Here is a 15,452-nt window from a genome sequence, read left to right on the forward strand (position 1 = left end):
CTCCTTGAGTAAAAAATGACCTTCCTATGCGTAACCGCATCGCTAGGCAGTCTCACCACTGCCCTTCCGTTAACCTATATTATCTAAAATTTTCTAAAAAATCAAAATTTTTATCTCCTTTTTAAAATAATGTTCGTAAATAACGAACATTATTTTAAAAAGAGGCTAGATTTCTATCTAACCTCCAAAGTAATAGTCAATTCATTTACTATTTTCAAAAAATCTCTTTCAGACTGTTTCCCCTGTAAAATCTAAAACCATACGCCCTTGAATAGTTCCAGCTGCCATTTCAGAAAATACAGCTGGCGCATCATCAACTGAACGTTTTTGCACAACTGGCACAACCAGACCCTCTGCACCAAATTGGAAAGCCTCTTCCAAATCTTTTCTGGTACCAACAAGTGATCCAATAACCTGAATACCATCAAGGACTGTTTTAACAATGCTAAGCTCCATGTATTCAGACGGTAAGCCGACTGCTACTACTTTTCCACCTGCTCGAACACTATCAACTGCCTGATTAAAAGCAACTTTTGAAACAGCTGTCACACAAGCTGAATGGCATCCTCCAGTTTTTTCCTGTATTAAGGCCGTAACATCTTCAACCTTATTAGCATTAATAATGATATCTGCACCAACTTCTTTAGCTAGTTCCAGCTTATCATCATTAACATCAATGGCCACAACATGAGCATTAAATACTTTCTTAGCATATTGAACAGCAAGATTTCCTAGGCCTCCGACTCCAAACACAGCAATCCATTGCCCTGGAGCCGCACCACCTTCTTTGATGGCTTTATAGGTAGTTACACCTGCACAAGTGATGGAACTAGCTTGAGCTGGATCCAAGCCTTCTGGAACTTTTACAGCATAATCCGCTGTTACCACTACATACTCAGACATTCCTCCATCAACACTATATCCAGCATTTTTAACGCTTCGACAGAGGGTTTCACGACCAGTAGTACAGTACTCACAGTAGCCACATCCTTCAAAGAACCAAGCGATTGAGACCCGATCTCCCACTTTCAAAGAAGTGACATCATTAGCAATTTCTGTTACAACACCGATACCTTCATGGCCTAAAATTCTACCTGGAACTTTTCCAAAATCACCATTAGCTACATGCAAGTCAGTATGGCAGACTCCACAATATTCTACTTTTACTAAGGCTTGTCCTTCTCCAACCTGTGGTAAGGCATGATCTACTACTTCTACACCATTTGCTTCTTGATTAACAACAACTGCTTTCATAATGATTCCTCCAATACGATTTGAAAAGCACATGTGTTTTTTTGTTTTGTAATCGTTTACATTTTTATTATAATACTTTCAAAAATATTGTCAAGTTTTTGTGAAAATTATATCAATTTTATTTTTTAATCATTGGACTGATTTTCTTCAAATCTTAACCTACTATCATCAAGGGTAATTTCTTGGACAAAACTAAGTATTTAGAGTTAAAACTACTCAAATAAAATCATTTTTTTCATAGAGACTGCTAGACAGCTTTTTTGATTTTTCTTTCTAAAAAAGCTATCATTTCAGTATGAAAATTTTTATAGTTGAAAACCAATTACACGCTCTTCAAGCATTTATTGAAAAAAACTTTTCCTTTCTCTTTGATTTTACTACTGATCAACAATGCCATAATCAAGATTTTGACGGATATCTCATTCTAACGCATTCTAAAACTCCTTTAATCGCAGAATTTCCAATTGATAAAACAATGGTCATCTGCTTGGGAGAGGACAACGTATTCCCTTATCAATTTGTTCTTCATTTTAAAAAGTGGGAAATCGAGAAAGACGGCTTTCCATCTGGAGGGGATTATCACATTTTGTCACAAGGACTTATGCAATTTTTCCTCAGCTTAAATAAAAAAATAGAGCTTCCTTTTGATATTACCACCTTCTCTAAAGATGGAAAAGTAATAAAACAATCTGATACTAAAGCTGATAGCTACTCTTCTTTTTTTGCAAAAGAGGACAGACTTTCACCTAAGTTACTAGCTTCTTTATCCAAAGAAGAACTTCATTTTTTTCATAGCCCTGGTTTTGACGACAAACAATATATTATTGAAACCTATCATGTCACTGACACCTCCATTAGTCGTCTAAATTTAGACTTTATGCCCTATTTGGATTGGTATCTGACGGAAACATTTCAAAGTGTTGTTGGTAATTCAGATGCCACCTCAAGTGCCTCAATTAGTATCTTAGAAGATGATGAATTCTGACAACTTCCCAGATAAACTAAATAAAAAGATGCTGTTCATTCTGAACTGCATCTTTTTATTCTTTTTACTTAATCATTTGTTTTTGAATCTAAAGCTTGAGCTGCCGTAATAATAGCTAGCTTGTAAATATCCTCGTCATTTGAACCACGTGATAAATCGTTAACAGGTTTATTGAGTCCTTGAAGAATTGGTCCAATTGCTTCAAACATTCCTAGACGCTCAGCGATTTTATAACCAATGTTTCCTGACTGCAAATCTGGGAAAATAAAAACATTAGCATAACCTGCAACCTTGCTTCCTGGTGCCTTAATTTTTGCAGCAGCAGGAACATAAGCAGCATCAAATTGCAATTCGCCATCAATTCGAAGATTAGGGTTCAACTCTTTAGCTAGACGAGTAGCTTCAACTACTTTATCAACATCTGGAGATTTCCCTGAGCCTTTGGAAGAGAAACTTAGCATAGCAACATTAGGATCAATATCAAATATTTTTGCCGTTTCAGCAGTGTTGACCGCAATTTCTGCCAACTCCTGAGCACTAGGGTTGATATTAATCGCACAATCTCCAAATAATAATTTTTCACTCGTGCTCTCACGGTTCATGATAAAAATACCTGATGTCCGAGAAACCCCTGGCTTAGTTTTAATAATTTGTAAAGCTGGACGAACTGTATCAGCTGTTGAATGAATAGCACCAGAAACCATACCATCAGCTAGACCCATCTGAACAAGCATGACTCCAAAATAATTAACATCTCGTAATGTTTTCTTCGCTTCTAATTCTGTTGTTTTTCCTTTACGAATTTCAAGGAAAACCTTTAGCATGTCATCTATCTGCTCATAGGTGGCTGGATCAATAATCGTAAACACATCACCATTAAATCCTACTGCTGCTAATTGTTGCTTGACTTGCTCTGTTCGCCCTAAAATAATGGGATCAGCTAAGCGCTCAATTTTTAATCGTCCAGCTGCTGTTAAAACACGTGGGTCAGTCCCTTCGGGAAAAACAAGTTTTATATTTTTTCCTGAAACTTTTTCTTTTAAGATGTCAAATAAAGACCGCATTATGAACCCTCTCTCTAAATAATATGCATTTACATGATAACGCTTTCAGCAAAAAATGTCAAGTTCTAAAGTTCTGTAAACTCGCATTAAATTATATCATGTCTGTCACAAAAAAGCTTCTGAACCGTTTTAAATTTTACAAAAAATGAAATAGCCCAGCCTCAATAGGCTAGACTATTATATGTTAGGCTTAAGAGTTTGTCTTACACGTTCAAAATCATCAGGGAGAGGACTTTCTATCACCAACTCTTCACCTAAATAAGGATTTGTAAAAACTAAGCGATGGCAATGAAGTGCTTGTCTCTCAATACCATAATCAAGAGATCCCCCATATAAGTCATCACCTAACAAAGGAAAACCTATATGCGCAAAATGCACTCTGATTTGATGGGTTCTCCCCGTGTGTAAACGAATATCCACCAAATAGATATCGCCAAATTGCTCTACTATCTCATAACTAGTGTGAGCATATTTTCCTGATTGATGGACACGACGTGTAATAATACTATCTTCATCACGCGCAATGGGTGCTATAATCTCCCCTTTTTGCTCTAATTTCCCCTTACCATGCACTAGAGCATAGTAACGCTTTTCAATCGTTTTTCGTTGAAGTTGCTTGTCCAATCTCGCATGGGCATAACCATGTTTTGCAAATAACATCACACCACTTGTATCTCTATCCAAACGTGTGACAATATGAACACGCTGATTTGGATATTGATTTTTCACATAATACCCCTTGATGAAATTTGCAATCGTACTGGTATGATTCATACTAGGAATACTCGCATAACCATAAGGCTTGTTTAAAACCAAAAAATGATCATCCTCATAAACAATATCTAAATCAAACAAGACAGGTGTTAATGTCTCATGCGGTGTCTCATTAGGAATTTCAACTTCAACCTTGTCCCCAGTTTCTAGCATATGGATTGCATTACGTTCAACACCATTAACCCAAATGCCTCCTCCTTTAAATTTGATTTTAGATAGGAGACCTTTTGAAATTTCGTGACTTTTTAAAAATACCTTGACTTTAGAAGGTCTATCTGCAATAAACTCAAATCTCATGTCCAATTTCTCCGATGAAAGCCTCACGAACTCGATTCCAAAAACTAGTATGTCTAGGAGTTGCAACAAATTTTATTTTTTTAGGATCAATTTGATAAGAAACCTTAGCGACATTTTTATGTGTGAAAGTCTTATTATCCACGGACATCGTATAACTTCCTAAACGTTTTGGAATAATTTCAATCTTATCTTTTTTAGGAACAATAAGAGATGACCCAATCGTGCGATAGACGCGATTGTTTAGACTAGAAATCTCTGTCAATTGCAAAGCTTCTATCGTCGGATGTAAAATAGCTCCGCCTAAAGATTTATTATAGGCAGTACTACCTGTTGGAGTTGATACGGATAAACCATCTCCTCTAAAACACTCAAATTGAACATGATTGATGATAACATCAGCCACCATTGTTTTTTCAATACTCTTAATCGTTGCCTCATTAAGTGCTCTTGCCGTAAGGACTCGTCCATCAGCCAAAGTGGTACGGATGTTTAAAACGGGATAGGAAACACTCTCTCCTTTGTCAGCCCGTAATGTTTCAATCAGCTCATCTACTTCAAAATCACGATAATCTGTATAAAAGCCTAGATGTCCTGTATGAACCCCCACAAAACGTACTTTATCTAAAATCGATTCATACATATGAAAAGCTGATAAAAGCATCCCATCGCCACCTATTGAAATCACAATATCAGGATTTTTTTTTGTCAAATAAAAAGCGGGATCATCTCTTAAGACCGAAAAGAGTTTTGAGGCTACCCTTTTACTTTGAAATTTTCCATTAGCAATAATGGCTACTTTTTTCTTACCTGTAATACTCATCTGTGTCATCACTATTTCCCACACCATCACTTAATTTTCTATTTTCTGGATCAAATAAAAGCTGCGCTTCTTGAATGTCTTCACGTATTTTTCGCATTTCCATATCAAGTTGATAAGCTATTTTTGAGGTAATCTCTAATCGTTCGCGAATATCCGCGGGAAACTCTCCCTTATACTTATAGTTGAGCGAATGTTCAATAGTAGCCCAAAAATTCATTGCCAAAGTGCGAATTTGAATTTCTGCCAAAACAGTTTTATAACCATTGATTGTTTCAACTGGATATTCAACAATAACATGATAAGAACGATAACCACTTGATTTCATATTATTAATATAATCACGCTCTTGAACAACCTTCATATCTCTTCTGCGTCTAATAAGTTCCAAAACTTCATCCACATCATCAACAAATTGAACCATGACACGAAGACCAGCAATATCTTGCATATCTTGAGCAAGGTGATCTTCTTTAATTCCTCTTAGAACCATTTTTTCTAGGATACTTTCAACTGGTTTGACACGACCAGTGACAAATTCAATTGGTGAGTGCCGCTTTTGTTTACGAAATTGCTTGCGCATACCTCGAAGTTTAATTTTTAATTCTCCTACAGCCTGAATATATGGATCTAGGAATTCTTCCCAATTTATTGCCACTAAGCAAATACTCCCATCTTGTAAAAACTCTTAAAATTTTATAGAATTATTCTAAATCTATTATAGCATACTTTTAAAGGGAGAAAAGAATAATGAAGCAGCTTGAAATTGAATACAAAACCTTGCTCCATCCAATAGAATATCAGAACCTTCTCAAATTGTTTACGACTGAACCAGTTACTCAAACCAATTATTATTTTGATACTCCTAACTTTGACATGAAGAAAAATAAATTATCTCTTCGTATTAGGACTTTCAAAACCGAGGCAGAATTAACACTAAAAATTCCACAAAAAGTTGGAAATATCGAACATAATCTCCCTTTATCCTTGGAGGAAGCCCATCACATTATTACTTCCGAAACCTTCCCTATAAACGACATCACTAAGCTCATCCAAACCTATCCTATAACACTTAGTGACCTTGGTCTTCTTGGACATTTGACGACTAAACGCTATGAAGAGCAAACACCAATTGGATTAATGGCTCTGGATAAAAATCACTACGCTGATCAAGTTGATTTTGAATTAGAGCTAGAAGTGAGCGATGCTGATAAAGGTAAGGAAGATTTTGAAAACTTTTTACAAGAACACCAGATTAAATTCAAATATGCTAAAAGTAAGGTTGCCCGTTTCTCTGCCACTTTGAACAGATAATATTGTCAACTTTCTTATTTTTACACTGAAATTTTTAAATTTTTTTGATAAAATAGTAGAGAATAAAGGAAAAAGGAGCCATATTGTCACAATGGTACAAAACATGAAACTCTTCTCGCTTACTTCAAATATCGAATTAGCAGAAAAAATTTCTCAAGCCTCTGGGATTCCGTTAAGTAAATTGTCATCAAAACAATTTTCAGATGGAGAAATTATGATTAATATCGAAGAAAGTGTCCGTGGTTTTGATATTTATATTATTCAGTCCACTAGCTTTCCAGTAAATAATCATTTAATGGAACTGTTGATTATGGTTGATGCTTGCAAGCGTGCATCCGCTAATTCTGTCAATGTTGTTATTCCTTACTTTGGCTACTCTAGACAGGATCGTATCGCTGCACCACGTGAACCACTAACAGCTAAATTAGTTGCCAACATGTTAGTCAAAGCTGGTGTTGATCGTGTATTGACACTTGACCTCCACGCTGTACAGGTACAAGGATTCTTTAATATTCCTGTTGATAACCTCTTTACTATGCCGCTTTTTGCCAAACATTACACTAGTCTTGGTTTAACTGGTGAAGACGTTGTAGTCGTTAGCCCTAAAAATTCTGGTATTAAACGAGCTCGTAGCTTAGCTGAACATCTTAATGCCCCTATTGCTATTATTGACTATGCTCAAGATGATTCTAACCGTGAAGAAGGTTATATCATAGGCGAGGTTGAAGGAAAAAAGGCTATTCTTATTGATGACATTATCAACACAGGTAAAACCTTTGCCGAAGCAGCAAAAATTGTTGAACGAGAAGGGGCAACTGAAATCTATGCTGTTGCTAGTCATGGATTATTTGCTGGAGGAGCAGCTGATATTTTATCAACCGCACCAATCAAAGAAATTGTTGTAACCGACTCTGTTGCGACCAAAGAAAAAACTCCTCAAAACCTAACCTATCTTACAGCTGCTAACCTCATCGGAGAAGCACTAGTTCGTATTCACACCAATAAACCTATCAGCCCCTTATTTGCATACCATCAATCAGAAAACAAATAAACATTTTTCACAAAACAATTTGAAGCTGGGTATCTGTCCCAGCTTCCTATTTTATATCTATCGAACTCCCCTATTGTCATCAATAGGTATCCTAACACTATTACCATCCCAGTAGTACTGTAAAGTTCAACAGCCCCTCCATAACAGATATACTATCACTTCTATTTGAAGTTTTTAGAAAGGATTCTAATCTAAATGATATATCTAGATAACGCTGCTACCACCGCTCTTCTTCCAGAAGTCATCGAAAAAATGACCGAAGTTATGACTTCAACTTATGGTAATCCTTCTAGCATTCATACCCTTGGACGAAAAGCAAATCAAGTGTTAAGGGAACAAAGAGAAAACGTTGCTCAACTATTAGGGACCAAAGCTGATCGTATCATTTTTACCTCTGGTGGTACAGAGAGTAATAATACAGCATTAAAAGGATATGCTTTAGCCAATCAAGCAAAAGGAAAGCATATCATTTCAACGAGCATCGAGCATCACTCCGTCTTACATACCTTGTCATTTCTCGAGAAAGAATGTGGTTTTGAGGTTACCTACCTCAACCCTATAAATAAAACGATTTCTGTTCAACAAGTACAAGAGGCATTACGTGAAGATACCATCTTAGTTAGTATCATGTTTGCTAACAATGAGACTGGAAGCATTTATCCTATTCAAGAAATCGGACATCTGCTCAAACAGCACCAAGCAGCATTTCATGTCGATGCTGTCCAGGTTGCTGGCAAACTTCCTCTTCTACCTGAACAACTAGGGGTTGACTTTCTCTCAATCTCAGCACATAAATTTCATGGGCCAAAAGGTGTCGGTTTACTATATGCTGCTCCTCTTCAGTTCCATAATCTTCTACATGGAGGCGATCAGGAGCAAAAACGTCGAGCTAGCACTGAAAATATTGCTGGAATTGTAGGGATGGTGACGGCCTTACAATTAGCACATAATCATATGACCGAACACTTTAAAGCTGTAGAACAACTGAGAAGTGCTTTGCTCACCCAATTGGATCCTATTGACTACTATCTTAATGATAGTAAGAATAACTTACCACATGTCGTCAACATAGGATTTTCTGGATACCATAATAGTATCTTGCTCACCCAATTAGATCTTGCTGGTTTTTGTGTTTCAACGGGATCTGCTTGCACTGCAGGAACAGTTGAACCTAGCCATGTTTTAGAAGCTTTTTATGGTCAGGGAACTCCTCCCTTGCAAGAATCTATTCGAATTAGTTTTTCACATCTTAACACTATAGATGAGATCACCTTATTCGCTGAAAAAATCAAAGAAATAATAGGAAAGTAATTATGGCATTTCATCAAACAATCGAACTCAAAGACTGTCCTTTCATTTACAAGGTTAGTCCTCAAATTAAAAAATTTACCTTACGTGATAATACGTTCTCAACCTCAACCGTTGGGAACTACGAATTATCTCGCTTACTTGAAAAAGTCCCTAATTCAGGGGAAGGATTCTTGTTAAAAATTATCATTAACAAAGATTTGACTGGTGCTAAAATAAATATTACCGATAAATCAGGGCTGCGCTTAGTGAATATCTTTAAATCAGATGAACATAAAATTTTACAAGATAAATTTTACTTTCTAATGGATAGCTTAGTTGAGCGCCATATTTTTGAGAAGGAAATCCGATAAGATGATTGAAATTTTTTATACTAACGGACAGCAAGAATTTCAAGTTCAATATGACAATTATAACGAATTTGAACGCGCTCAATTTTCTTGTCTCACCCCAATTGCTGACCATTACAAAGTTACAAAAGTACTCTATAATGGTCATTTATTAGACTATCATGATGTCATGGGGAATCTATACTTTTTCCTATCAAAGCTAGATCATAGTCAATATCAGTAATCTTTTTTTTGAAAAAGGGCAAATAAAAAGGATTTAACAGTCTAACTGCTAAGTCCTTTTTATCATTTCTCAGATTATTTTCTAAGCAAATAAGTTGGTAAAGAAATTCACGATAGCTTGCCAAATGTTAGATAAAAAACCTTTTCCAGACTCCAATGCTTGATCTGTACTAAAATTAAGGTTGATTCCCTCAAAGGTTGATTTGGCTTGTGAGATGATACTATCTTTTAGTGAGGATACAGATTTTTTAAAACCATCGGTATTAATAATATCACTTTTTGATAAGTTGACCGCAAAATTCACAATTAGCGTGATTTGTTGGCTAGTCATACTTTCTGTTAACCCGTAACGAGATAAGGTATCCTCGACAATTTTTCTAACTTGTTCTTCAGTGAGTTGTTGATTAGAAGATTCCGCTAATGCAGATTTAATATCAGTTAATGCAACATTTAATTTATCAGTATCATACCCTTCTTTTCCTTGGTTTTCCTCATTGATTGTCGAGAGAAGGCTGAGTTCCTCTGATGCTAAATTTTTGTTCTCAGAACTAACCGTCACACCATTTTCTTCAAGCGAATAATAAATACCTGCAAGTGCACTTTCTCCTGTTACCGCAATAGGGGAGGCAACGGATATCTTTGCGTGTTCAATTCCTAAGGTAATAGCTGCATTTCGATACATATCTTCTGTCACCTTTGTGATGTTTTCTGGGGTAATAATTTCCACTTCTAAAGCTTTTGTAGAACCCAACTTTTGAATCTTAACAGAAGAATAAAGCTGTAAACTTGAGCCATCTACATCCATTATTTGACTATAAGCATCTGTCGTTAATAGCTTAACCTGAGTATCCTGATTGCTATCATATCCTAAAAGAGATAGGGTTTCTGCCTGTTGCTCTTCTGATAGAGAATATCCCAATACATAGTCAGGTTGAACATAGGCTTCATCTATGACCGTTTGTACCTGACTGCTTTCAGCTGCCAAAACAGGCGTGAATGAAGTGAAAGCCAACATAGCTGTTGATAATGCATAAACGATTTTTTTTAAATTCATCATTTTTCCTTTCTATCTATAAAACAGCTCTTTTCAAAAACCTCTTATCTTATTATATCATTCCAAATTGATAAACGGTTACTTAAAACTTCACTCATGCAATTCCAGTGGTAAGCCATCGGGATCAAAAAAGAAGGTCATTTTTTTATTTGTGAATTGATCATAACGAATCGGATCGACCTCTATGCCTTTGGATGTTAATTCTTTAACAGCTTCTTCAATGGATTCTACATAAAAAGCTAAGTGCCTCAATCCACAAGCCTCGGGATAATTAGGACGACTAGGCGGTGCTACATAATCTGGTGATGATACTTTATTACCGAAAATTTCTAGTTCAATTTCTCCACACTTTAAATCTAATTTATAATCATGTCGATCTGGTCTATGGTTTTCTCTAATAATTTCAAATCCTAGTTGATGGACATAAAAATTTTTTGATTGTTCATAATCTGATACAATCAATGCCACATGATGGACTTTTTCTAATTTCATAATATTCCTCCACAATACTCTATAATAAAAAAGCCTAAAGGCTTTTTTATTATAGAGTCATCTGATTATAACTTTGTTCAAAAGCTTCAATAATGTCTGAGGAAGCTTTTGAAAACTCAACAGAGCCTTCATAAGTACCATGAACAATGGTACGTTGGGTTGCTTCTGCATCTGTACATGTTACCAATGTAATTTCAGATTTACCTGGTGTATCATCAACTACTTCAACATGATCAGGTGAAACAACTTTGATTTCTGTAATGACATAGGTATATACTTTATCCTTGTCAGTCACATAAATCTTCATTCCTTCTTTGGCATAATCCAAAGGTGAAAATAACATTTCCGAAGAGCCTGTCATCCCAAATACATGGTGACTCGCTAAGGCATAGTTATTCTCTCCTCCCATAACCTGATTTTCTTTCATCGTTCCTGCCCCATAGGTAAGAGCAGTGTTATCCAGTCCTTTAAAAATTGGAAGATTGATTTTTAGTTCTGGAATGGCAATCCCCCCGATAACTGGTAAACTTTGTTGCTCCATCTGAGCTGCCAGAACAGATTCTGAACTAATTGATTCGACCTTTGAAAAATCAAAAGTAGTATCGGCACTTTTATTTTCTTCAATGGTTTCTTTACTGACATTTGAAACTTGATATTTATTTGAATTCATCGCAATCAATGAATTTCGAATAGGTTTATTAAATACTAAAGCTAAACCTATTAGTACCATAATAACTAATAATATACTTGTAAAAATGCTACTTTTACGGCGTTTTCTTTTTTCCACCATTAATAAACTACTCCTTGTCCTGTACTAAATCGTCATCAGATTTTACCAATGCCAGCGTTATAATTTTAGCATTGGTATCTAAACGCATCAACTTCACACCAAGTGTAGCTCGTCCTGTTTGAGATATATCCGATACGCTTGTTCTAATGATAACACCTGTGTCTGTCATCAACATAATATCTTCATCACCTGAGACAGTAGCAAGCCCAGATAGGTATCCATTCTTTTCTGTGATGTTGGCTGTCTTCATGCCTTTTCCGCCTCTACCTTTTGTTGGATATTCTGATGCTAGAGTGCGCTTTCCATATCCTTTTTCGGTAATAACAAGCACTTCTTGTTGATCACAGATTGTGGCAGCACCGATCACATGATCGTTTTCTCTTAGGTTTATCCCTTTCACACCAGCAGCACTTCTTCCCATTTGGCGAATAACATCTTCTCTGAAACGTACAGAGTAACCTGCTCGTGTCCCCATAATGATATCTTCATCACCAGTTGTTAAAAGAACATTAATCAATTCATCCTGCTCACGTAAAGTGATAGCTTTTAAACCATTTTGACGAATATTAGCAAATTCAGAAGCTCTCGTTCGTTTGACTAAACCATTTCTTGTCGTGAAGAATAAACATTTTTGATCAAGATCTTCTGCTTTTAAGTTAATGATGGTCTGAATAGTTTCCCCTTCGTCTAATTTTAACAAATTCACAATAGGCAAACCTTTTGCTGTCCTGCCATACTCAGGAATTTCATAACCTTTTAGACGATAAACTCTTCCTCGATTAGTAAAGAAGAACATGGCATCATGTGTACTTGTTGAGACTAGATCTTTAACAAAATCATCATCATTTACACCTGTCCCTTGAACCCCTCGACCACCTCGTTTTTGAGTACGAAATTCATCTTGACTTAAACGTTTAATATAACCTTTATTAGACAAAGTAATCAAAACATCTTCTTGTTCAATCAAGTCCTCATCTTCTAATGTCAGAACCTCTCCGACCATTAACTCCGTTCGACGATGATCAGCAAATTTTCGTTTCACTTCATCTAACTCTTCTCTGATAATACGCACTACCCGTTCTGGATTTGCTAAAATATCTTTTAAATCAGCAATTAAAGCCAATAAGGCATCATATTCAGACTGAATCTTATCTCGTTCCAATCCTGTCAATCGACGTAGTCGCATATCTAAAATGGCTTGGCTCTGACGCTCTGATAATTGGAATCGACTCATTAACTCTGATTGTGCCAGGCTATCAGTCTCAGAGTTACGGATAATACGAATCACTTCATCAATGTAGTCTAACGCAATCAATAAACCTTCTAAAATATGAGCCCTTGATTCCGCTTTATCTTTGTCAAATTGAGTCCGACGAACAATAACTTCCTTTTGATGCGCAATATAATTATCAAGAATTTGTCGTAGTGACAAAATCTTAGGAACTCCGTTTTCAATCGCCAACATATTAAAGCTAAAGTTCGTTTGTAAGCTTGTCAACTTAAATAAATTATTCAAAATAACATTAGCTGAGGCATCTCGCTTGACTTCAATCACAAAGCGTACACCTTCACGACTAGACTCATCACGGACAGCCGTAATCCCTTCAACCCGTTTTTCTTGGGCTAACTTAACAATATGCTCATGAACCTTGGTCTTATTAACCATATAAGGAAATTCACTAACAATAATCCGTTCACGGCCTGATTTTGTCGTTTCTATCTCTGTTTTAGATCTAAGGGTAATAGATCCTTTTCCTGTCTCATAAGCTCTATGAATGCCTGATTTCCCCATAACTAAGGCACCTGTTGGGAAGTCAGGACCAGGAAGAACCTCCATCAAATCACGAGTTGTCACTTCTGGATTTTCCAGAACCAGTTTAACAGCATCAATAGTCTCTCCTAGGTTGTGAGGAGGAATATTAGTTGCCATACCAACCGCAATACCAGTTGCACCATTAACTAATAAGTTTGGAAAACGAGCTGGTAAGACAAGAGGCTCACGTTCACTACCATCATAATTATCTTGGAAATCTACGGTATCTTTATTAATATCGCGTAACATCTCCATTGCAATCTTACTCATACGAGCTTCGGTATAACGTTGGGCAGCAGCTCCATCACCGTCCATGGAGCCAAAGTTACCATGACCATCCACGAGCATATGACGATAAGACCACCATTGCGCCATCCTTACCATAGCTTCATAAATAGAAGAGTCACCATGTGGGTGATATTTCCCCATGACATCACCAGTAATACGAGCAGATTTTTTATGAGGCTTATCTGGTGTGACACCTAGCTCATTCATACCATATAAAATACGTCGATGAACTGGCTTTAATCCATCTCTAACATCTGGCAAAGCACGAGAAACAATAACACTCATGGCATAATCAATAAAAGAGGTTTTCATCTCATTTGTCAGATTTACATTTACTAAATTTTTATCTTGCATTATCATGCCTCTTTCTTTAGAACAAAGTCACTACTATTATACCACATTTCCTGTATTATTACAGGTCTATAGCATAAACTGAAAAGACTTTTCAATTTGTTTGCAATTTCTCCGTGACAAAATCTATAAAAAGTGCTAGAATATAGTCGTATGGGTGAAAACCCTAACTAAATTTTAAGGAGATGTTTAGACACATGACTGCAACTAAACAACACAAAAAAGTTATTCTTGTCGGTGATGGTGCCGTAGGTTCTTCATACGCATTTTCATTGGTAAACCAAGGAATTGCACAAGAACTTGGTATCATTGATATCTTTAAAGAAAAAACTCAAGGTGACGCAGAAGATTTAAGCCACGCTCTTGCTTTCACTTCACCTAAAAAAATCTATTCAGCTGAATACTCAGACTGTCACGATGCTGACCTTGTTGTTTTAACAGCTGGTGCTCCACAAAAACCAGGTGAAACTCGTCTTGACCTTGTTGAGAAAAACCTTCGTATCAACAAAGACGTTGTAACACAAATCGTCGATTCAGGTTTCAACGGTATCTTCCTTGTTGCCGCTAACCCAGTTGACGTCTTGACTTATTCAACATGGAAATTCTCAGGTTTCCCTAAAGAACGCGTTATTGGTTCAGGTACTTCACTTGATTCAGCACGTTTCCGTCAAGCACTTGCTGAAAAAATCGGAATCGATGCACGTTCTGTTCACGCTTATATCATGGGTGAACATGGAGATTCAGAATTTGCCGTTTGGTCACATGCTAACGTAGCTGGTGTAAAACTTGAACAATGGTTGCAAGATAATCGTGATATCGATGAGCAAGGTCTTGTGGATCTATTCATCTCTGTTCGTGATGCTGCTTACTCAATCATCAACAAAAAAGGAGCAACTTATTATGGTATCGCTGTAGCACTTGCGCGTATCACTAAAGCTATCCTTGATGACGAATCAGCAGTATTGCCACTTTCAGTATATCAAGAAGGCCAATATGAAGGTGTTGAGGATGTCTTCATCGGACAACCAGCTATCATTGGTGCACATGGTATCGTTCGTCCAGTTAATATCCCATTGAACGAAAAAGAATTGCAACAAATGCAAGCTTCTGCTAAACAACTCAAAGATATCATCGATGAGGCTTTCTCTAAAGAAGAATTTGCATCTGCTGCTAAAAACTAATTCATTCCAAAAGCTCGACTTAGTCGGGCTTTTTTTATTTTCTTTTT

The 15,452-nt window shown here is 36.5% G+C and carries 16 protein-coding genes; 7 read left to right on the top strand and 9 right to left on the bottom strand.

From position 1 onward, the window contains the following. Positions 1–228: 228 nt before the first annotated feature. Positions 229–1,254 (bottom strand): alcohol dehydrogenase AdhP, encoded by a 1,026-nt coding sequence (adhP, locus tag ACQRDX_RS02210; protein ID WP_427894022.1) that lies wholly within the window; start codon positions 1,252–1,254, stop codon positions 229–231. A gap of 295 nt (positions 1,255–1,549) precedes the next feature. On the opposite strand from adhP, the gene ACQRDX_RS02215 reads away from it, so the two are divergent. After that, a complete protein-coding gene (locus tag ACQRDX_RS02215) occupies positions 1,550–2,239 on the top strand; it encodes a hypothetical protein (protein ID WP_427894024.1) in 690 nt (229 codons plus the stop codon). A 68-nt stretch (positions 2,240–2,307) separates the two neighbouring features. Here the strand turns inward: ACQRDX_RS02215 and pta are convergent, their stop codons facing one another. The 4 genes from pta to ACQRDX_RS02235 all read right to left on the bottom strand — a co-directional run bounded on the left by pta (position 2,308) and on the right by ACQRDX_RS02235 (position 5,843). Continuing rightward, a complete protein-coding gene (pta, locus tag ACQRDX_RS02220; protein ID WP_427894102.1) occupies positions 2,308–3,306 on the bottom strand; it encodes a phosphate acetyltransferase in 999 nt (332 codons plus the stop codon). A 174-nt stretch (positions 3,307–3,480) separates the two neighbouring features. Continuing rightward, on the bottom strand, positions 3,481–4,374 hold the full coding sequence (locus ACQRDX_RS02225; protein WP_427894026.1) for an RluA family pseudouridine synthase: 894 nt from the start codon (positions 4,372–4,374) through the stop codon (positions 3,481–3,483). Next, positions 4,364–5,203, bottom strand: coding sequence for an NAD kinase (locus ACQRDX_RS02230; protein ID WP_427894028.1), 840 nt, complete (start codon positions 5,201–5,203; stop codon positions 4,364–4,366). Before ACQRDX_RS02230 ends, ACQRDX_RS02225 begins: the two co-directional genes overlap by 11 nt. Then, on the bottom strand, positions 5,178–5,843 hold the full coding sequence (locus ACQRDX_RS02235) for a GTP pyrophosphokinase (RefSeq protein ID WP_427894104.1): 666 nt from the start codon (positions 5,841–5,843) through the stop codon (positions 5,178–5,180). Before ACQRDX_RS02235 ends, ACQRDX_RS02230 begins: the two co-directional genes overlap by 26 nt. Before the next feature lie 98 nt (positions 5,844–5,941). On the opposite strand from ACQRDX_RS02235, the gene ACQRDX_RS02240 reads away from it, so the two are divergent. From ACQRDX_RS02240 to ACQRDX_RS02260, 5 genes are all read left to right on the top strand, one after another. Next, complete coding sequence (locus ACQRDX_RS02240; protein WP_427894030.1) at positions 5,942–6,505, top strand: CYTH domain-containing protein; 564 nt, start codon at positions 5,942–5,944, stop codon at positions 6,503–6,505. Between the two features lie 91 nt (positions 6,506–6,596). Then, on the top strand, positions 6,597–7,556 hold the full coding sequence (locus ACQRDX_RS02245; protein WP_427894032.1) for a ribose-phosphate diphosphokinase: 960 nt from the start codon (positions 6,597–6,599) through the stop codon (positions 7,554–7,556). Between the two features lie 195 nt (positions 7,557–7,751). Next, on the top strand, positions 7,752–8,867 hold the full coding sequence (locus tag ACQRDX_RS02250; protein WP_427894034.1) for a cysteine desulfurase family protein: 1,116 nt from the start codon (positions 7,752–7,754) through the stop codon (positions 8,865–8,867). Between the two features lie 2 nt (positions 8,868–8,869). Next, complete coding sequence (locus ACQRDX_RS02255; RefSeq protein ID WP_427894036.1) at positions 8,870–9,217, top strand: DUF1831 domain-containing protein; 348 nt, start codon at positions 8,870–8,872, stop codon at positions 9,215–9,217. A gap of 1 nt (position 9,218) precedes the next feature. Continuing rightward, complete coding sequence (locus ACQRDX_RS02260) at positions 9,219–9,437, top strand: DUF4649 family protein (protein ID WP_427894038.1); 219 nt, start codon at positions 9,219–9,221, stop codon at positions 9,435–9,437. 81 nt (positions 9,438–9,518) lie between these two features. Here the strand turns inward: ACQRDX_RS02260 and ACQRDX_RS02265 are convergent, their stop codons facing one another. The 4 genes from ACQRDX_RS02265 to gyrA form a co-directional block, all read right to left on the bottom strand. Continuing rightward, positions 9,519–10,490 carry a DUF1002 domain-containing protein gene (locus tag ACQRDX_RS02265; RefSeq protein ID WP_427894040.1) on the bottom strand — a complete coding sequence of 324 codons (972 nt, stop codon included), beginning with the start codon at positions 10,488–10,490 and terminating at the stop codon, positions 9,519–9,521. 90 nt (positions 10,491–10,580) lie between these two features. Continuing rightward, a complete protein-coding gene (gloA2, locus tag ACQRDX_RS02270; protein ID WP_427894042.1) occupies positions 10,581–10,982 on the bottom strand; it encodes an SMU1112c/YaeR family gloxylase I-like metalloprotein in 402 nt (133 codons plus the stop codon). Between the two features lie 49 nt (positions 10,983–11,031). After that, complete coding sequence (locus tag ACQRDX_RS02275) at positions 11,032–11,712, bottom strand: class A sortase (RefSeq protein ID WP_427894106.1); 681 nt, start codon at positions 11,710–11,712, stop codon at positions 11,032–11,034. Positions 11,713–11,779: 67 nt separating this feature from the next. Beyond that, a complete protein-coding gene (gene gyrA, locus ACQRDX_RS02280) occupies positions 11,780–14,227 on the bottom strand; it encodes a DNA gyrase subunit A (RefSeq protein ID WP_427894044.1) in 2,448 nt (815 codons plus the stop codon). A gap of 194 nt (positions 14,228–14,421) precedes the next feature. On the opposite strand from gyrA, the gene ACQRDX_RS02285 reads away from it, so the two are divergent. Beyond that, complete coding sequence (locus ACQRDX_RS02285; RefSeq protein ID WP_354367944.1) at positions 14,422–15,405, top strand: L-lactate dehydrogenase; 984 nt, start codon at positions 14,422–14,424, stop codon at positions 15,403–15,405. Positions 15,406–15,452 lie beyond the last annotated feature (47 nt).

This window comes from Streptococcus sp. SGI.013 (genome assembly GCF_050315295.1).
Classification (GTDB): domain Bacteria; phylum Bacillota; class Bacilli; order Lactobacillales; family Streptococcaceae; genus Streptococcus; species Streptococcus porcorum.

Bases quoted from the DNA above. Each gene is read 5' to 3' on its own strand.
- gloA2 (WP_427894042.1), bottom strand. From the start codon at position 10,982: ATGAAATTAGAAAAAGTCCATCATGTGGCATTGATTGTATCAGATTAT.
- ACQRDX_RS02215 (WP_427894024.1), top strand. From the start codon at position 1,550: ATGAAAATTTTTATAGTTGAAAACCAATTACACGCTCTTCAAGCATTT.
- ACQRDX_RS02240 (WP_427894030.1), top strand. From the start codon at position 5,942: ATGAAGCAGCTTGAAATTGAATACAAAACCTTGCTCCATCCAATAGAA.
- gyrA (WP_427894044.1), bottom strand. From the start codon at position 14,227: ATGCAAGATAAAAATTTAGTAAATGTAAATCTGACAAATGAGATGAAA.
- ACQRDX_RS02265 (WP_427894040.1), bottom strand. From the start codon at position 10,490: ATGAATTTAAAAAAAATCGTTTATGCATTATCAACAGCTATGTTGGCT.
- ACQRDX_RS02230 (WP_427894028.1), bottom strand. From the start codon at position 5,203: ATGACACAGATGAGTATTACAGGTAAGAAAAAAGTAGCCATTATTGCT.
- ACQRDX_RS02260 (WP_427894038.1), top strand. From the start codon at position 9,219: ATGATTGAAATTTTTTATACTAACGGACAGCAAGAATTTCAAGTTCAA.
- ACQRDX_RS02245 (WP_427894032.1), top strand. From the start codon at position 6,597: ATGGTACAAAACATGAAACTCTTCTCGCTTACTTCAAATATCGAATTA.
- ACQRDX_RS02275 (WP_427894106.1), bottom strand. From the start codon at position 11,712: ATGGTACTAATAGGTTTAGCTTTAGTATTTAATAAACCTATTCGAAAT.
- ACQRDX_RS02225 (WP_427894026.1), bottom strand. From the start codon at position 4,374: ATGAGATTTGAGTTTATTGCAGATAGACCTTCTAAAGTCAAGGTATTT.
- ACQRDX_RS02255 (WP_427894036.1), top strand. From the start codon at position 8,870: ATGGCATTTCATCAAACAATCGAACTCAAAGACTGTCCTTTCATTTAC.
- ACQRDX_RS02250 (WP_427894034.1), top strand. From the start codon at position 7,752: ATGATATATCTAGATAACGCTGCTACCACCGCTCTTCTTCCAGAAGTC.
- adhP (WP_427894022.1), bottom strand. From the start codon at position 1,254: ATGAAAGCAGTTGTTGTTAATCAAGAAGCAAATGGTGTAGAAGTAGTA.
- ACQRDX_RS02285 (WP_354367944.1), top strand. From the start codon at position 14,422: ATGACTGCAACTAAACAACACAAAAAAGTTATTCTTGTCGGTGATGGT.